The 17013-nt window shown below is 65.7% G+C and carries 10 protein-coding genes; 7 read left to right on the forward strand and 3 right to left on the reverse strand.

Annotation, left to right across the window (positions count from 1 at the left end; translation table 11 throughout):
- Positions 1 to 306: 306 nt before the first annotated feature.
- The gene (locus ACF8ML_RS21940; RefSeq protein WP_016446855.1) at positions 307 to 1494 is read right to left on the reverse strand and encodes an AI-2E family transporter; all 1188 of its coding nucleotides are present in this window, start codon (positions 1492 to 1494) and stop codon (positions 307 to 309) included.
- 231 nt (positions 1495 to 1725) lie between these two features.
- On the opposite strand from ACF8ML_RS21940, the gene ACF8ML_RS21945 reads away from it, so the two are divergent.
- The 5 genes from ACF8ML_RS21945 to ACF8ML_RS21965 all read left to right on the forward strand — a co-directional run bounded on the left by ACF8ML_RS21945 (position 1726) and on the right by ACF8ML_RS21965 (position 9375).
- Complete coding sequence (locus ACF8ML_RS21945; protein ID WP_016446856.1) at positions 1726 to 4605, forward strand: 2-oxoglutarate dehydrogenase E1 component; 2880 nt, start codon at positions 1726 to 1728, stop codon at positions 4603 to 4605.
- Between the two features lie 54 nt (positions 4606 to 4659).
- A complete protein-coding gene (gene odhB / locus ACF8ML_RS21950) occupies positions 4660 to 5922 on the forward strand; it encodes a 2-oxoglutarate dehydrogenase complex dihydrolipoyllysine-residue succinyltransferase (RefSeq protein WP_392407965.1) in 1263 nt (420 codons plus the stop codon).
- Between the two features lie 90 nt (positions 5923 to 6012).
- The gene (gene lpdA, locus ACF8ML_RS21955; RefSeq protein ID WP_017404783.1) at positions 6013 to 7440 is read left to right on the forward strand and encodes a dihydrolipoyl dehydrogenase; all 1428 of its coding nucleotides are present in this window, start codon (positions 6013 to 6015) and stop codon (positions 7438 to 7440) included.
- Positions 7441 to 7535: 95 nt separating this feature from the next.
- Positions 7536 to 8639 (forward strand): cell division protein ZapE, encoded by a 1104-nt coding sequence (zapE, locus tag ACF8ML_RS21960; protein WP_016446859.1) that lies wholly within the window; start codon positions 7536 to 7538, stop codon positions 8637 to 8639.
- 40 nt (positions 8640 to 8679) lie between these two features.
- A complete protein-coding gene (locus ACF8ML_RS21965) occupies positions 8680 to 9375 on the forward strand; it encodes a hypothetical protein (protein ID WP_133072364.1) in 696 nt (231 codons plus the stop codon).
- A gap of 78 nt (positions 9376 to 9453) precedes the next feature.
- Here ACF8ML_RS21965 and ACF8ML_RS21970 read toward each other — a convergent pair whose 3' ends face one another.
- Positions 9454 to 10227 (reverse strand): PP2C family serine/threonine-protein phosphatase, encoded by a 774-nt coding sequence (locus ACF8ML_RS21970; protein WP_026062214.1) that lies wholly within the window; start codon positions 10225 to 10227, stop codon positions 9454 to 9456.
- A gap of 136 nt (positions 10228 to 10363) precedes the next feature.
- Between ACF8ML_RS21970 and ACF8ML_RS21975 the strand changes: the two genes are divergently transcribed.
- A complete protein-coding gene (locus ACF8ML_RS21975) occupies positions 10364 to 12493 on the forward strand; it encodes an ATP-dependent DNA helicase (RefSeq protein ID WP_392407966.1) in 2130 nt (709 codons plus the stop codon).
- Here the strand turns inward: ACF8ML_RS21975 and ACF8ML_RS21980 are convergent.
- Positions 12456 to 13247: an outer membrane protein assembly factor BamD gene (locus ACF8ML_RS21980; RefSeq protein ID WP_016454842.1), complete on the reverse strand. Its 792-nt coding sequence runs from the start codon at positions 13245 to 13247 to the stop codon at positions 12456 to 12458. The two genes, ACF8ML_RS21975 and ACF8ML_RS21980, sit on opposite strands and share 38 nt — an antisense overlap.
- Before the next feature lie 212 nt (positions 13248 to 13459).
- Between ACF8ML_RS21980 and dnaE the strand changes: the two genes are divergently transcribed.
- Positions 13460 to 16993, forward strand: coding sequence for a DNA polymerase III subunit alpha (dnaE, locus tag ACF8ML_RS21985; RefSeq protein WP_047218165.1), 3534 nt, complete (start codon positions 13460 to 13462; stop codon positions 16991 to 16993).
- Positions 16994 to 17013: the final 20 nt, after the last annotated feature.

Here is a 17013-nt window from a genome sequence, read left to right on the forward strand (position 1 = left end):
TGCACCCCGAAAACAATCCGGGAAATAACCCTTAATCCCGAGTCGGCCTGTGCGGCATTCATGCGCGGCCTCCCCGCTGCACCTTGCTGCGCGGGGCTTGCCGGTCTGGTGTCCGGCCGATTCATCAGTTGAATTGATTATCTGGTTTGAAGGCTTCGGATATTTTGTTTTATATCAATCCGGTATTCATTGGCTGGCTGAATGGCATCGATCAATCCAGTCTATTGGGTGAATGCGAACCATTTGCGTCGATTGAATTGCCGAATGGGGTTTTTGGCCTCCCCCGGGAGCGGAGGCCGGGGTGGATCAGCGTGCCGGCGGGCCCGGATCGCGCGGGGCATGCTTGAGGCCCAGATCATCCGACGTCTGATATTCAGCATGCGCCAAACCCGTCTTGTTCACCGATGGGTTCACCGTTTGGGCCATTTGGCGGCGCCTTTCCTCATCCTGCAGCTGCATGCGCGTGAACATGTCCCAGATTGCCATGAACAGCGCCGCGATCACGGGTCCTATCACAAAACCCGTCAGTCCGAAGAGAGCCATGCCGCCCAGTGTCGAGATCAGCACGATGTAGTCGGGCATCTTGGTGTCCTTGCCAACCAGCAGCGGGCGCAGCACGTTGTCCACCAGTCCGATCACCAGCACGCCGTAGGCGATCAGGATCAGGCCCTTGCCCATGTCACCGGTGGCCAGGAAGTAGATGGCCACCGGTGCCCAGATCAGGCCGGCGCCCACAGCGGGCAGCAGCGACAGGAACGCCATCACCACGCCCCACAGCACGGGCCCCTGGATGCCCAGAATCCAGAAGATCAGCCCGCCCAGCGCGCCCTGGGCGGCCGCCACGGCCAGGTTGCCCTTGACGGTGGCGCGGATCACGGTGGTGAACTTGCTCGACAGCTCGGCCTTGTGATCGGACTGCAGCGGGATGGCCATGCGGATGCGCTGTGTCAGGTCGCGGCCGTCACGCAGCAGGAAGAACAGCAGGTACAGCATCACGCAGAAGCCGACCAGAAACCCGAAGGTGTTCTGGCCTATGCCCAGCGCCTTGGTGGCGGCCAGCTTGGAGGCCTGCATGGCGATGCTGGACAGCTTGTCCTGCAGCTCGGCCAGCGAACCCAGGTGCAACCGCTCCAGCCAGGGTGTGACCCAGGAGGGCAGGGCGTCCATGATCTGTTGCACATAGGTGCCTGCATCCAGGTTGCCGCTGTTGACGCGCTCATAGATCAACGAGGCCTCGCGCACCAGCGAGGCGCCGATCAGCGCCAGCGGCAGGATGGCCACCACCAGGCACAGCAGCAGGGTGGACAGGGCGGCGAGATTGGTGCGCCGTGGCATGCGCGCCAGCAGGCGCCGGTGCAGCGGCGAAAACAGGATGGCCAGGGCGACGCCCCAGAAGATGGCCCCCATGAACTCCCAGAGCACGGCACCGAAGCCTATGGTTGCCGCAATCAGCAGCAGCATGAAAGTGCGTTTGTGTAGGGGCAGCAGGTTCATCTGGCGGTCCGTTCGGAAGATGCGCCAATGTACGCGACTGCGGGAACTCCCGGAGAGTTCAGGTAATCACTTGGTAACTGCCCTGCTGCGATGTTTGAACGGTGGCACAATGGCGGTCGCAACCAGGCCCTTCCCCAGCCACAGTCGCATCCGCCAATCGGTACAGCCGTGTCGCGGAAGGTTCCACAAACCAGCTAATGCCTCCCTCAGGGAGGCTGAGGTCAGCGCAATATGAGCGATCAGACGTCGGTCTACCAAGCCTACCAAGGCAATACCTACCTCTTCGGCGGCAATGCCCCCTACGTCGAAGAAATGTACGAAAACTACCTGGCCAATCCCGGTAGCGTGCCGGATTCCTGGCGCGAGTACTTTGATGCACTGCAACATGTGCCCGCAGTCGATGGCACCGACGCCAAGGACGTTCCGCACCAGCCCGTCATCAACGCTTTCGCCGAGCGCGCCAAGCAAGGCGGCACCAAGGTGGTCGTGGCCTCCGGCGCCGACTCCGAGCTGGGCCGCAAGCGCACCGCCGTCCAGCAACTGATCGCCGCCTACCGCAATGTCGGCGCACGCTGGGCCGATCTGGACCCCCTCAAGCGCACCGAGCGCCCCGAAATTCCCGAGCTGGAGCCGTCGTTCTACGGCTTCACCGATGCCGACCAGGAAACGGTGTTCAACACGAGCAACACCTTCTTCGGCAAGGAAAGCATGTCCCTGCGCGAGCTGATGAACGCTCTGCGCGAAACCTACTGCGGCACCATCGGCTCCGAGTACATGTATGCCACGGACCAGACGCAAAAGCGCTGGTGGCAGCAAAAGCTGGAAACCAGCCGTACCAAGCCCAGCTTTGATGCCAGCCGGAAAAAGCGCATCCTCGACCGCCTGACGGCTGCCGAAGGCCTGGAACGCTACCTGCACACCAAGTACGTCGGCCAAAAGCGCTTCTCGCTGGAAGGTGGCGAGAGCTTCATCGTCGCCATGGACGAGCTCATCAACGCTGCCGGCCAGAAGGGCGTGCAGGAAGTCGTGATCGGCATGGCCCACCGCGGCCGCTTGAACGTGCTGGTCAACACCCTGGGCAAGATGCCCAAGGACCTGTTCGCCGAGTTCGACCACACCGCCCCCGAGGACCTGCCCGCCGGTGACGTGAAGTACCACCAGGGCTTCAGCTCCGACGTGTCCACCGCAGGCGGCCCCGTCCACCTGTCGCTGGCCTTCAACCCCTCGCACCTGGAAATCGTCAACCCCGTGGTCGAAGGCTCGGTGCGCTCGCGCATGGACCGCCGCGACGACCCGCACGGCAAGCAGGTGCTGCCCGTGCTGGTGCACGGCGATGCAGCCTTCGCCGGCCAGGGCGTGAACCAGGAAACCCTGGCGCTGGCCCAGACCCGTGGCTACACCACGGGCGGCACGGTGCACATCATCATCAACAACCAGATCGGCTTCACCACCTCCGATCCGCGCGACACCCGCTCCACGCTGTACTGCACCGACATCGTCAAGATGATCGAGTCGCCCGTGCTGCACGTCAACGGCGATGATCCGGAAGCCGTGGCGCTGGCCGTGCAGCTGGCCCTGGAGTTCCGCATGGAATTCTCCAAGGACGTGGTCGTGGACATCGTCTGCTTCCGCAAGCTGGGCCACAACGAGCAGGACACCCCCGCGCTGACCCAGCCGCTGATGTACAAGAAGATCGGCGCCCACCCCGGCACCCGCAAGCTGTACGCCGACAAGCTGGCCGCACAGGGCCTGGGCGAATCGCTGGGCGACGACATGGCCAAGGCCTACCGCGCCGCCATGGACGAAGGCCGCCACACCGTGGACCCGGTGCTGACCAACTTCAAGAGCAAGTACGCCGTGGACTGGAGCCCGTTCTTGGGCAAGACCTGGACGGACGCCGGCGACACCGCCATCCCGCTGACGGAATGGAAGCGCCTGGCCGAACGCATCACCACCATCCCCGAGACCGTGACGCCGCACGCGCTGGTCAAGAAGGTCTATGACGACCGCGCAGCCATGGGCCGCGGCGAAGTCAACGTGGACTGGGGCATGGGCGAGCACATGGCCTTCGCATCGCTGGTCGCATCGGGCTACCCCGTGCGCCTGTCGGGCGAGGACTGCGGCCGCGGCACCTTCACGCACCGCCACTCGGTCATCCATGACCAAAAGCGCGAGAAGTGGAGCGAAGGCACCTACATCCCGCTGCAGAACGTGGCCGACAGCCAGGCTCCGTTTACCGTCATCGACTCCATCCTGTCCGAAGAAGCCGTGCTGGGCTTCGAGTACGGCTATGCGTCGAACGACCCCAACACCCTGGTGATCTGGGAAGCCCAGTTCGGCGACTTCGCCAACGGCGCCCAGGTCGTGATCGACCAGTTCATCGCCTCCGGTGAAGTCAAGTGGGGCCGCATCAACGGCCTGACGCTGATGCTGCCGCACGGCTACGAAGGCCAGGGCCCCGAGCACAGCTCGGCCCGCCTGGAGCGCTTCATGCAACTGGCCGCCGACGCCAACATGCAGATCGTGCAGCCGACCACGGCCAGCCAGATCTTCCACGTGCTGCGCCGCCAGATGGTGCGCCCGCTGCGCAAGCCGCTGGTCATCATGACCCCCAAGTCGCTGCTGCGCAACAAGGACGCCACCTCGCCGCTGTCCGAGTTCACCAGCGGCGGTTTCCAGACCGTGATCCCTGAGCAGGACGAAGCCGTCGTGAAGAACGCGGCCAAGGTCAAGCGCGTGATCGCATGCTCCGGCAAGGTCTACTACGACCTGGTCAAGAAGCGCACCGAGAAGGAAAGCAAGGACGTCGCCATCATCCGCGTCGAGCAGCTGTACCCCTTCCCGCACAAGGCTTTCGCCGCTGAACTGAAGAAGTTCGGCAACGCCACCGACATCGTCTGGTGCCAGGACGAGCCGCAGAACCAGGGCGCCTGGTTCTTCGTGCAGCACTACATCCACGAGAACATGCTCGATGGCCAGAAGCTGGGCTACTCCGGCCGCGCTGCCTCGGCATCGCCCGCCGTGGGTTACGCCCACCTGCACCAGGAGCAGCAAAAGGCCCTGGTGGAAGGCGCGTTCTCCAAGCTCAAGGGTTTTGTCCTGAACAAGTAAGGCAGCCCCCACCCGCTACGTATCAGTACAGAACACTTTTGGAAAGAATCACAAATGGCTATCGTTGAAGTCAAAGTTCCCCAGCTGTCCGAGTCCATCGCTGAGGCCACCATGCTGACCTGGAAGAAGAAGGCCGGCGAAGCGGTTGCAGTCGATGAGATCCTCATCGAGATCGAAACCGACAAGGTCGTGCTCGAAGTGCCCGCGCCCGCCGCTGGCGTGCTGGCCGAGATCGTGCAAGGTGACGGCGCCACCGTGGTGGCCGAGCAACTGATCGCCAAGATCGACACCGAAGGCGTGGCCGGTGTGGCCGCTGCCGCTCCTGCAGCCTCCCCCGCCGCTGCAGCCGCTCCTGCTGCAGCGCCCGCAGCCGCGGCCGCCACCGGTGGCAGCAAGGGTGATGTCGCCATGCCCGCCGCTGCCAAGCTGCTGGCCGAAAACAACCTGTCGGCCGCCGGCGTGGCTGGCTCCGGCAAGGATGGCCGCGTGACCAAGGGTGACGCGCTGGCCGCCATCAAGGGCGGCGTGCAGTCCACCGCTGCCGTCATTCCCACCGGCGTGCCCACCAAGGCGCTGCCCCAGGTGTCGGCTCCGTCCGCCAAGGAAGACCTCAGCGGCCGTCCCGAGCAGCGCGTGCCCATGAGCCGCCTGCGTGCCCGCGTGGCCGAGCGTCTGCTGCAGTCGCAGTCCACCAACGCCATCCTGACCACGTTCAATGAAGTGAACATGGCCCCGGTGATGGATCTGCGCAAGAAGTTCCAGGACGCCTTCACCAAGGAACACGGCACCAAGCTGGGCTTCATGTCCTTCTTCGTCAAGGCGGCCGTGCACGCCCTGAAGAAGTACCCGGTGCTCAACGCATCCGTGGACGGCAACGACATCGTCTACCACGGCTACTTCGACATCGGTATCGCCGTGGGTTCGCCCCGTGGCCTGGTGGTGCCCATCCTGCGCAATGCAGACCAGATGAGCTTCGCCGACATCGAAAAGAAGATTGCCGAATTCGGCAAGAAGGCTGCCGAAGGCAAGCTGGGCATTGAAGAAATGACCGGCGGCACCTTCTCCATCTCCAATGGCGGCACCTTCGGCTCGATGATGTCCACCCCCATCATCAACCCGCCCCAGTCGGCCATCCTGGGCGTGCACGCCACCAAGGACCGTGCCATGGTCGAGAACGGCCAGGTCGTGGTGCGCCCGATGAACTATCTGGCCATGTCCTATGACCATCGCATCATCGACGGCCGCGAAGCCGTGCTGGGCCTGGTGGCCATGAAGGACGCGCTGGAAGATCCTTCGCGCCTGCTGTTCGACCTGTAATTCCACAGGGTTCGACACGACGAAAACCCACCCTTGGCCGCGCGCCCTGCGGTGGGTTTTTTCATGCATCACAGACAAGAGATTCCTGAAATGAGCAAGCAATTCGACGTCATCGTCATCGGCGCGGGCCCTGGCGGCTACATCGCCGCCATCCGTGCCGCGCAACTGGGCTTCAACGTGGCCTGTATCGACGAGTGGAAGAACGCCGCCGGCGGCGCCGCTCCGGGCGGCACCTGCACCAACGTGGGCTGCATTCCCTCCAAGGCCCTGCTGCAGTCGTCCGAGCACTTCGAGCACGCCAACCTGCACTTTGCCGACCATGGCATCTCCACCGGCAAGGTCGAGATGGACGTGGCCAAGATGATCGCCCGCAAGGATGCGGTCGTGAAGCAGAACAACGACGGCATCCTGTACCTGTTCAAGAAGAACAAGGTCACGTTCTTCCACGGCCGTGGTTCCTTCGTCAAGGCCGTCGAAGGCGGCTACGAGATCAAGGTCGCCGGCAAGGAAGAGGAAGTGCTGACGGGCAAGCAGATCGTGGTGGCCACCGGCTCCAACGCCCGCGCTCTGCCCGGCGTGCCCTTCGATGAAGAGAACATCCTGTCCAACGACGGCGCCCTGCGCCTGGGCAAGGCCCCCAAGAAGCTGGCCCTGATCGGCGCCGGCGTGATCGGCCTGGAGATGGGCTCGGTCTGGCGCCGTCTTGGCACCGAAGTCATCGTGCTCGAAGGCATGGACAAGTTCCTGCCCGCCGTGGACGAGCAGATCGCCAAGGAAGCCAAGAAGGCCTTCGACAAGCAGGGCCTGAAGATTGAGCTGGGCGTGAAGATCGGCGAAGTCAAGTCCGGCAAGAAGGGCGTGTCCATCGCCTACACCAACGCCAAGGGTGAAGCCCAGGCGCTGGAGGCTGACAAGCTCATCATCTCCATTGGCCGCACGGCCAACACCGCCGGCCTCAATGCCGAGGCGGTGGGCCTGGCCCTGGACGAGCGCGGCTGCATCGTGGTCGATGACGACTGCAAGACCAGCCTGCCCGGCGTCTGGGCCGTGGGCGACGTGGTGCGCGGCCCGATGCTGGCGCACAAGGCCGAGGAAGAGGCCGTGGCCGTGGCCGAGCGCATCGCCGGCCAGCATGGCCATGTGAACTTCGGCACCATCCCCTGGGTGATCTACACCAGCCCCGAAATCGCCTGGGTGGGCCGCACCGAGCAGCAACTGAAGGAGCAGGGCGTCAAGTACAAGGCCGGCAGCTTCCCCTTCCTGGCCAACGGCCGTGCGCGCGCCCTGGGCGACACCACCGGCATGGTCAAGTTCCTGGCCGATGCCGAAACCGACGAGATCCTGGGCGTGCACATGGTCGGCCCCATGGTCTCGGAGCTGATCTCCGAAGCCGTGGTTGCCATGGAGTTCAAGGCATCGAGCGAAGACATCGCCCGCATCTGCCATGCCCACCCCTCGCTGTCCGAAGCCACCAAGGAGGCTGCCCTGGCAGTCGACAAGCGTACTCTGAACTTCTGAGTGCCAGGCTAGCCATCTAGCCAATCCGAGACCTGAAAGCGCTTGCTCTGCAAGCGCTTTCAGCTTCTGAATACATAGCAAATGGTTGATGCTGCATGAGCGTTTCAGTGCGAGAGGCCTACGAGGCCGAACTGGTAGCCAAGGGCTTTCACAGTGATCCTGCGCAACTGCGCGCCGTCGAGGCGCTGCAGCGCTGTGCCGACGACTGGACGGTCTACCGCCAGCGCCGCTCCAATGCCTTCAAGAAGCTCATCAACCATCCCGAGATTCCCCGTGGCGTCTACATGTACGGCGGGGTGGGGCGCGGCAAGAGCTTTCTCATGGATTGCTTCTTCAATGCCGTGCCGCTCAGGCGCAAGGTGCGCCTGCATTTCCATGAATTCATGCGCGAGGTCCACCGTGAACTCGCCGTGCTGCAGGGCACCCAGAACCCGCTGGACGTGCTGGGTGCGCGCATCTCCAAGAAGTACAAGCTGATCTGCTTCGATGAATTCCACGTGGCCGACATCACGGACGCGATGATCCTGCACCGGCTGCTGGTGTCGCTGTTCGCCAACGGCGTGGGCTTTGTCACCACCTCCAACTTCAAGCCCGACGAGCTGTACCCGGGCGGCCTGCACCGCGACCGCATCCTGCCGGCCATCGACCTGCTCAACGAGCGCATGGAAGTCGTCAACGTGGACAACGGCACGGACTACCGCCGCCGCACGCTGGAAAACGCCAGGCTCTACCACACGCCGCTGGGCGCCGAGGCCGATGCGGCCATGACCGAGACCTTCGACAAGCTGGCCGAGGTCAAGGACGAGGACCCGGTGCTGCACATCGAGGCGCGCGAGATCCGTGCGCGCCGCCGCGCCGGTGGCGTGGTCTGGTTCGACTTCCGCGAGCTGTGCGGCGGCCCGCGCTCGCAGAACGACTACCTGGAGATCGCAAGCCAGTTCCACACCGTGCTGCTGTCCGACGTGCCCTATATGCCGGTCAACATGGCGTCGCCCGCGCGGCGCTTCACTTGGTTGGTGGACGTGCTGTACGACCGCAGGGTCAAGCTGGTCATCTCGGCCGCCGTGCCGCCCGAGCAGCTTTACACTGAGGGCCCGCTGGCCCATGAGTTCCCCCGCACCGTCTCGCGCCTGAACGAGATGCAGTCCAAGGAGTTCCTGGCGCTGGAGCGCCGCGTGGTGGATACCAGCCTGACCTGAGGCAGGTGGCCGCGCCTGGCGTCGTTTGCCGGACCTGTACATGCTGAAACTGCCCACCTCTGCTTTTGTCCTTGTGAAGAAACTGCCCGTTCCTTTGGGCGCCGCGCTGGCCTGCCTGGCCTTGGCGGGCCCGGCCGTGGCGGCCGATGCCGCGCGGGAGCCTGGCCAGGCGGCCAGGCAGGCCCAGGCCGAACGCAAGGCCGCGCGTGCCGACATCGCAGCCCAGCGCGCCGTCATCGAGCGCCGGCGCACGGCCCTGGAGTCCGAGTGCTACCAGCGCTTTGCCGTGGAAGACTGCCTCAAGCAGGCGCGCGAAGAGGCCCGTGAGCAGGATCGTCCGCTGCGCGAACGCGAGCTTCAGATCAACGACGAGGAGCGCAAGGAGCGCGCCGTCCAGCGCCTGGAAGACATCGAGGCCAAGAAGGCGCAGAAGGCAGCCTCCACCATGGAGGCCAAGGAACGGCCGCCGGCCGTGCAGCGCGATACCCAGGCCCTGCGCGCGCAGCGCGCCCAGGAGGCGCAGCAGCGCGCCGCCCAGCAGGCCAGCCACCAGCGCGAACGGCAGGCCCAGATGGAGCAGCGCCAGTCCGCCCAGGAGCAGGAGCGGCGCGCGGCATCGCGTGCGCAGTTCGAAGCCAAGCAGAAGGAAGCGGCCGAGCGCAAGGCCCGTGCCGCCGAAGCGGCCCGCGAGCGCGGTCCCCAGGCTGCGCCGCTGCCGGCGCCGCCTGCTCCCTGATCCTTTTTTTCTCTGCCACGCGCCAACAGGCCAACCGGGTGGGGGCTGGCGTGAGGGCCTGGATGCTCCAACCCCGGTTCAAGCCGTCTGGGCAGACTCCAGCGCCTCGAGCTTGAGCACCACCAAGGACAGGTTGTCGCCCCCGCCCTGGGCGCGCACGCGGGCCTTGTCGATGAGGAACTCCGTGGCCTCGCGCGGGGTGAGCGCGTTGAGCACGGTGCCCAGTTCCTCGGCCGTGTAGTAGTGCCAGACGCCATCGCTGCAGGCCATGAGGGTGGTGCCCGGATACACGCGCTCGATCACATGGTGGCTCATGGGCGGTTCGGCCTCGGTGCCCAGGCAGCCCAGCAGGATGTTGGACTTGGGGTGCACATGGGCCTCGAATTCGGTGAGCTCTCCCCGGTCCACCAGCGACTGCACATAGGAATGGTCCTTGGTGCGGTGGACCATGGTCGCGTCCTGGTAGTGGTAGATGCGCGAATCGCCCGAATGCACCCAGTGGCAGCGGCCCTGGGGCAGCAGGACGAAGGCAGCGATGGTGCTGTGCGGCTCCTGCTCGGCCGAAATGGCGGTCAGACGGATCACCGTGTGCGACTCGCGCACGATGCTCTCCAGCAGCGCTGTGCAGTCCTCCTTGCCCGGCTCGAAGCGCTCGAACAGCTGGCGCGCCGTGAGCATGACCTGGTCGGAGGCCTTGCGCCCGCCGCTGCGCCCGCCCATGCCGTCGGCCAGAACGCCCAGCAGGCAGCCGTGGACATACGGGTGGGCCATGAGCATCACCTGGTCTTGCTGGTATTGCCTGTCACCGCGATGGATGCCTGTGGCGGCTTGGAGTCGGTACGCTGGCTGCATGGTCTCTGGTTTGGTGGGCTCTTGGGGCGGCGGATGGGCACACCAGTGGCATGGCGCATATTATCGGAGCGCTGCCCCCGGTGCCGGCTCGCCCGGCTCCCGTGGCGCTGTCTTTTTCAACAACCGGACCTGTCCTGTGCATTCCCTGACCGCCGCCGTGCAGGCGGCCTTCGCCCCGCAAGGCCTGCTGTCGCGCGCCGAGGCGCAGTTCCTGCCGCGTGAAGGCCAGACCCGCATGGCCCTGGCCGTGGCCCAGGCCATCGAAGAGCGCCAGACCCTGGTCGTGGAGGCCGGCACGGGCGTGGGCAAGACCTATGCCTATCTGGTGCCGGCCCTGCTCAGCGGCCAGCGCGTGCTGGTGTCCACGGCCACGCGTGCGCTGCAGGACCAATTGTTCGCACGGGATCTGCCGCGTCTGGTGGCCGCCCTGGGCATGCCGCTGCGCATGGCGCGCCTCAAGGGGCGCAGCGCCTACCTGTGCCTGGAGCGGCTGGAGCGAGTGCGCCAGGGCCGCACGGTGCCGCAGGACCCGCAGGTGCTGCGCAGCGTGGCCCTGGTCGAGCGCTGGGCGCGCACCACGCGCACAGGTGACCTGGGCGAGCTGCCCGCGCTGGACGAGCGCTCGCCCGCGCTGCCCCTGGTCACTTCCACTCGCGACAACTGCCTGGGCTCGGACTGCCCGCATTGGCAGGACTGCCATGTCAACGTGGCCCGCCGCACCGCGCTGGACGCCGACGTGGTGGTCATCAACCACCATCTGATGTTTGCCGACCTCGACGTGCGCGATTCGGGTGTGGCCCAACTGCTGCCCAGCGCGGGCGTGGTGGTGGTGGACGAGGCCCACCAGCTCAACGACACCGGCGTGCAGTTCGCTGGCCTGAGCCTGTCGGGCCAGCAATTGACGGGCTATGCCCGCGATGTGCTGCGCGCCGGCCAGGAACTGGCACGCGGCATGGCCGACTGGATGATGCTCTCGGCGCGTGTGGAGCAGGCACTGCGCGAGCTGCGCCTGGCCGCAGGCAAGCCCCCTGTGGGCGGACGTCTGTCCTGGCAGGGTGTGACGCCGCAGGGACTGGACGCCCAGAGCTGGCGCACGGCCCTGGTCACGCTGGGGCGCAGCCTGCGGGCGCTGGTGGAGCCGCTGGTGCAATTGCAGGTCAGCGATCCCGAACTGCGCAGGCTGCTCGAGCGCGGCAGCGAACTGCTGCGGCGCCTGGCCACCTTCGCGGCGGCGGCCGTGCAAGACACGGTGCGCTGGCTGGAACTGGGCAGCCAGCAGATGCGCATGCTGGAGTCTCCGCTGACCATTGCACACATCATGCGCACGCGGCTGCTGGGTCCGACGCAAGCGCAAGAGCAAGAGCATCAGGAAGGAAGCGGGCAAGACGCCGAGCCGCAGGAAAACGCACCCACCGCCCCGTACGAGCCGCCAGCGGGCACCGCCTGGATCTTCACCTCTGCCACGCTAGGCGACGACGAGCGGCTGAGCTGGTTCACCGAGCCCTGCGGACTGCGAGAGGCCCAGGTGCTGCGCGTGGACAGCCCCTTCGACTATGCGCGGCAGGCGGCGCTTTATGTGCCGCGGCCTTTTGCCGAGGCAGGAAGCACGGCCCACAGCGCCGAGGTGGCACGCCTGGCGCTGGATGCGGCCCAGCGCCTGGGCGGCCGCACTCTGGTGCTGACCACCACGCTGCGTGCCCTGCACGCCATAGGCGACACGCTGCAGCAGTCGCTGGGGCTGTTCGGTGAACTTGATGTGCTGGTCCAGGGGCAGGCGCCCAAGCTGACCTTGATCGAGCGCTTTGTTGCGGCAGGCGAAGGCAAGGGCGCCAGCGCGGGGCGCGGCTGCATTCTCGTGGCATCGGCCACTTTCTGGGAAGGGGTGGATTTGCCTGGCGATGCGCTGCAGCTGGTGGTCATCGACAAGCTGCCGTTTCCGCCGCCCGACGATCCGCTGGTCGAGGCGCGTTCGCGCAGTCTGGAATCCGTGGGCCGGCAGGCCTTTGCCGACTACATGCTGCCCGAGGCCGCGATGGCGCTCAAGCAGGGCGCCGGGCGCCTGATCCGGCGCGAGACGGATCGCGGCGTGCTTGTGGTCTGCGATCCCAGATTGACCGCCAAGGGTTATGGGCGGCGGCTGCGCGCTGCGCTGCCGCCCATGCGGACCCTGGAGGACGAGGCGGCCTTTGTTCAGGCCCTGCAGGCGCTGGCGCAGCCTGCGCCGCAGGTCACCACAGTTTCCACCACGACTTCTGCTTTGCCGTGACGTCCTTGTCGGAGTCCTGGCCGTACGAGGCGGTCAGCACGCGCTGCGCATCGTCACGCAGCTGGGTCATGCCCAGTGCATCGTATGAGTTCACCAGGATCTGCATGGCCTCGCGCACGGCGGGCACGCCCTGGTAGTCCTTGACGGCGGTCTGCGCACGTGCGATGGCGGCCACGTAGGCGCCGCGTCCGTAGTAGTAGCGGGCCACATGGACTTCGTACTGCGCCAGCGAGTTGACGATGTACTGCATGCGCAGCCGCGAGTCTTCGGCGTAGCGCGACTCGGGGAAGCGCGTCACCAGCTCGCGGAATGACTCGAAGGAGTCCTTGGCGGCCTTCTGGTCACGCTCGGACAGATCCTGGCGCGACAGCCAGGAGAACATGCCCAGGTTGTCATTGAAGTTGACCAGTCCCTTGAGGTACAGGGCGTAGTCGGTGGCGGGGCTGGCCGGGTGCAGCTTCAGGAAGCGGTCCAGCGTGGCCGTGGCCTGGACCTTGTCGCCGCTCTTGTACTGGGCATAGGCCTTGTCGAGCTGGGCCTGCTGGGCCAGGGGCGTGCCGGCGGCACGGCCTTCGAGCTTCTCGAACAGCGGAACGGCCTTGTCGAACGCACCGGACGCGGCTTCGTCGCGCGCCTCGGTATAGATGCGGTCCGGGGTCCACTTGGCAGTAGGGTCTTGTTGCGTACTGGAGCAGGCTGTCAGGACGCCTGCGACCAGCACGGCGGGAACGATGGACAGGGGAATACGCTGCATGGTGGACGTTTCTCGGGCAATCGAAGGGCGGTGAGAGGGTTGGCGGGCAGGGATGCGGGCCGCGCTGAGGGGCCGCATGAAGCCTGATTTTCCCGCAACCGGGCCGAGGCATTGTAACGGCCTGCGATGCCCGCCCCGCAGGCGGGGGCGGCGGCAAAGGCATGGCCGCGAACGGGTCCCGGCCTTGCGGAGCTTTCTACAATGGCGCCCATATGTTTGTCCATTTGCGCCTGCACACCGAATTTTCCGTCGTGGACGGAACCAACCGCATCAACGCCATCGTCAAGGCCGCCGCCGAGGATGGGCAGGTCGCACTGGCCGTCACAGACTTCAACAACCTGTTTGGCGGCGTCAAGTTCTATCGCGAAGGCCGGGCCAAGGGCGTCAAGCCCGTGCTGGGCGCGGAAATCCAGATCGAGGGCGAAAACGGCGCCGCGATCTCGCGCATCATCGTGCTGGTGCAAAGCCCGCTGGGCTACCACAACCTGTCCGAGCTGCTGGCCCGGGGCTGGACCCGCAATGTGGTCAAGGGCCAGGCCGTGCACACATGGGCCTGGCTGCAGGAGCTGGGCGAAGGTCTGATCGTGCTGGCCGGCGCCCAGGCCGGCCCGGTGGGCCAGGCACTGATGCGCGGTGACGAGGCCGGCGCAGCAGCCGTCGCCCAGCGGCTGGCGAGCATGTTCCCGCACCGCTTCTTCATCGAGCTGCAGCGCGCAGGCCGGCCTGACGACGAAGCCCATGTGCTGGCCGCCGTGCAACTGGCCGATCGCCTGAACCTGCCCGTGGTCGCCACGCACCCCATACAGTTCTTCGGCCCCGACGACTACGAAGCGCACGAGGCGCGCGTGTGCATCGCCGAGGGCGAGATCCTGGCCAACCCCAAGCGTGTGCGCCGCTTCACGCGCGACCAGCATTTCAAGACCGTCGCGCAGATGCAGGCGCTGTTTGCCGACATTCCCAGCGCCATCGCCAACACCGTGGAAATCGCGCGTCGCTGCAGCCTGACGCTGGTGCTGGGCAAGCCGCAGCTGCCCAACTTCCCCGTGCCCGAAGGCATGACCATGGACGAGTTCTTCCGCCAGGAGTCCTTTGCGGGACTGGAGGAACGTCTGATCCATCTCTATCCCGACCCCGCCAAGCGCGAAGCCCAGCGCGAGCGCTATGTCGAGCGACTGGAGTTCGAGATCGGCACCATCCTCAAGATGGGCTTTCCGGGCTACTTCCTCATCGTGGGCGACTTCATCAAGTGGGCCAAGCTCAACGGCTGTCCCGTGGGTCCGGGCCGCGGATCGGGCGCCGGCTCGCTGGTGGCCTACGTGCTCAAGATCACGGACCTGGACCCGCTGGAATACAACCTGCTGTTCGAGCGTTTCCTCAATCCCGAGCGTGTGTCCATGCCCGACTTCGACGTGGACTTCTGCCAGGCCAACCGCGACCGCGTCATCGACTATGTGAAGCAGCTGTACGGCCGCGACGCCGTCAGCCAGATCGCCACCTTCGGCACCATGGCCGCGCGCGCGGCCATCCGCGACGTGGGCCGCGTGCTGGACATGAGCTACACCTTCTGCGATGGCATCTCCAAGCTCATTCCCAACAAGCCTGGCCTGCACGTCACGCTCAAGTACCCGCCCAACCCCAAGAAGGAGGGCGACAAGTACACCTACGCCATCGAGGCCGAGCCCATGTTGGCCGAGCGCATCGACAAAGAAGAAGACGTCAAGACACTGATTGAAATGGCCCAGAAGCTCGAAGGCATGACACGCAACATTGGCATGCACGCGGGCGGCGTGGTGATTGCCCCGGGCAAGCTGGCCGATTTCTGCCCGCTGTACCAGCAGCCGGGCAGCGACTCGGCCGTGGCCATGTACGACAAGGACGATGTGGAGGCCGTGGGCCTGGTGAAGTTCGACTTTCTGGGCCTGGCCACGCTGACCATCCTGGAGATTGCGCGCGAGTTCATCATCAAGCGCCACAAGGGCCAGGAGAACTTCGCATTCGAGAACATCCCGCTGGACGATGCGCGCACCTACCAGCTGTTTTCCGAGGGCAAGACCGAGGCCGTGTTCCAGTTTGAATCGCGCGGCATGCAGGGCATGTTGCGCGACGCCAAGCCCAGCCGGCTGGAAGACCTGATCGCCCTGAACGCCCTGTACCGCCCGGGACCCATGGACCTGATTCCCAGCTTCGTGGCGCGCAAGCACGGCAAGGAAGTGGTGGAGTATCCGCATCCGCTGGTCGAAAAGGTGCTGGCCGAAACCTACGGGATCATGGTCTACCAGGAGCAGGTGATGCAGACCGCCCAGGTGCTGGGCGGCTACTCGCTGGGCGGCGCCGACCTCTTGCGCCGTGCCATGGGCAAGAAGAAGGTCGAGGAAATGGTCATGCACCGCGGGATCTTCCGCGAGGGCGCGGCCAAGCAGGGCATCAGCGAAGAAAAGGCCGACGAGGTCTTCGACCTGATGGAGAAGTTCGCGGGCTACGGCTTCAACAAGTCGCACGCCGCCGCCTACTCGCTGCTGGCCTATCACACAGCCTGGCTGAAGGTGCACTACACGGCCGAGTTCTACTGCGGGAACATGACCGTGGAAATGGACAACACCGACAAGCTCAAGGTGCTGTACGAAGACGCGCTCAAGATGGGCATCAGCTTCGAGCCGCCGGATGTCAACCGCGGCATGTACCGCTTCGAGCCCGTCACCGACAAGGTCATACGCTATGGCCTGGGTGCCATCAAGGGCACGGGCCAGCAGGCCATCGAGGCCATCATCGCGGCCCGTGAAGGCCGTGGCGTGGGCCCGCGCGGCGCCGACAAGGGGCCGTTCAAGAGCCTGGCCGACTTCTGCGTGCGCGTGGACCGCACGCGCCTGAACAAGCGCACGCTGGAAGCCCTGATCAAGGGAGGTGCCTTCGATGCCATCGAACTGAACCGCGCGGCCCTGGTGGCCTCCATCGACCATGCCTTCGAGTTCGCCAACAAGACGCTGGCCAATGCCAACCAGGGCGGGCTGTTCGACATGATGGGCGAGGACGCCGTGGGCTCCAGCACCCAGGAGCCGCCCCTGGCCGATGCCTTGCCCTGGGGCGTGAAGGAGAGGCTGACCCAGGAAAAGACCGCCGTGGGCTTTTACCTGTCGGGCCATCTGTTCGACGAGGTCGAAAAGGAGGTGCGCCGCTTCGTGCGCACGCCGCTGGCCGAGCTGCGCGACAGCCGCGAGCCCCAGACCCTGGCCGGCATCATCAGCGACTTCCGCGCCATCAACGGCCAGCGCGGGCGGCTGGGCCTTTTCAAGATCGATGACGGCTCGGGCGTGATCGAGGCCTCGGTGGACGAGAACACGCTCAATACCTATCGCGATCTGCTCAAGGACGACGAATTCGTCGTCATCACCGGGCGCCTGCAACTGGACCACTTCAGCGGTGGCCTGCGCATGAAGGCACAGCAGCTGTTCAACCTGGCCGATGCGCGCTGCCGTTTCGCGCGCTACCTGCAGGTCAGCGTGGGCGAGAAGATGCCCGACGTGGTCGGCCTGCTGCGCCAGTTCCCCGCCGTGGTGGAGCAGGGTGAGCATGGCGAGCTGCAGCGCGGCATGAAGGTGCGCCTGGGACTGGTCTGCGAGGACGAGCGCGGCTCGGCCAGCTGCGAGCTGGCCCTGGGCGACGGCAGCCGCTTCTATCCCAGCGACGCGGCCCTGGCCGCCTGGTATGCCCAGGCGGGCAGCGCCCAGGTCAAGGTGGTCTACGAATGACGCGCAAGGTGGCGCAGCGC

Origin of the sequence: Delftia sp. WSY_10, from assembly GCF_043104705.1 — a bacterium.
Lineage (GTDB): Bacteria > Pseudomonadota > Gammaproteobacteria > Burkholderiales > Burkholderiaceae_C > Comamonas > Comamonas tsuruhatensis.

What these genes read in the sequence shown, in the direction of transcription:
- ACF8ML_RS21940 (WP_016446855.1), bottom strand. Translation starts at nt 1,494, where the DNA reads ATGAACCTGCTGCCCCTACACAAACGCACTTTCATGCTGCTGCTGATT.
- ACF8ML_RS21945 (WP_016446856.1), top strand. Translation starts at nt 1,726, where the DNA reads ATGAGCGATCAGACGTCGGTCTACCAAGCCTACCAAGGCAATACCTAC.
- odhB (WP_392407965.1), top strand. Translation starts at nt 4,660, where the DNA reads ATGGCTATCGTTGAAGTCAAAGTTCCCCAGCTGTCCGAGTCCATCGCT.
- lpdA (WP_017404783.1), top strand. Translation starts at nt 6,013, where the DNA reads ATGAGCAAGCAATTCGACGTCATCGTCATCGGCGCGGGCCCTGGCGGC.
- zapE (WP_016446859.1), top strand. Translation starts at nt 7,536, where the DNA reads ATGAGCGTTTCAGTGCGAGAGGCCTACGAGGCCGAACTGGTAGCCAAG.
- ACF8ML_RS21965 (WP_133072364.1), top strand. Translation starts at nt 8,680, where the DNA reads ATGCTGAAACTGCCCACCTCTGCTTTTGTCCTTGTGAAGAAACTGCCC.
- ACF8ML_RS21970 (WP_026062214.1), bottom strand. Translation starts at nt 10,227, where the DNA reads ATGCAGCCAGCGTACCGACTCCAAGCCGCCACAGGCATCCATCGCGGT.
- ACF8ML_RS21980 (WP_016454842.1), bottom strand. Translation starts at nt 13,247, where the DNA reads ATGCAGCGTATTCCCCTGTCCATCGTTCCCGCCGTGCTGGTCGCAGGC.
- dnaE (WP_047218165.1), top strand. Translation starts at nt 13,460, where the DNA reads ATGTTTGTCCATTTGCGCCTGCACACCGAATTTTCCGTCGTGGACGGA.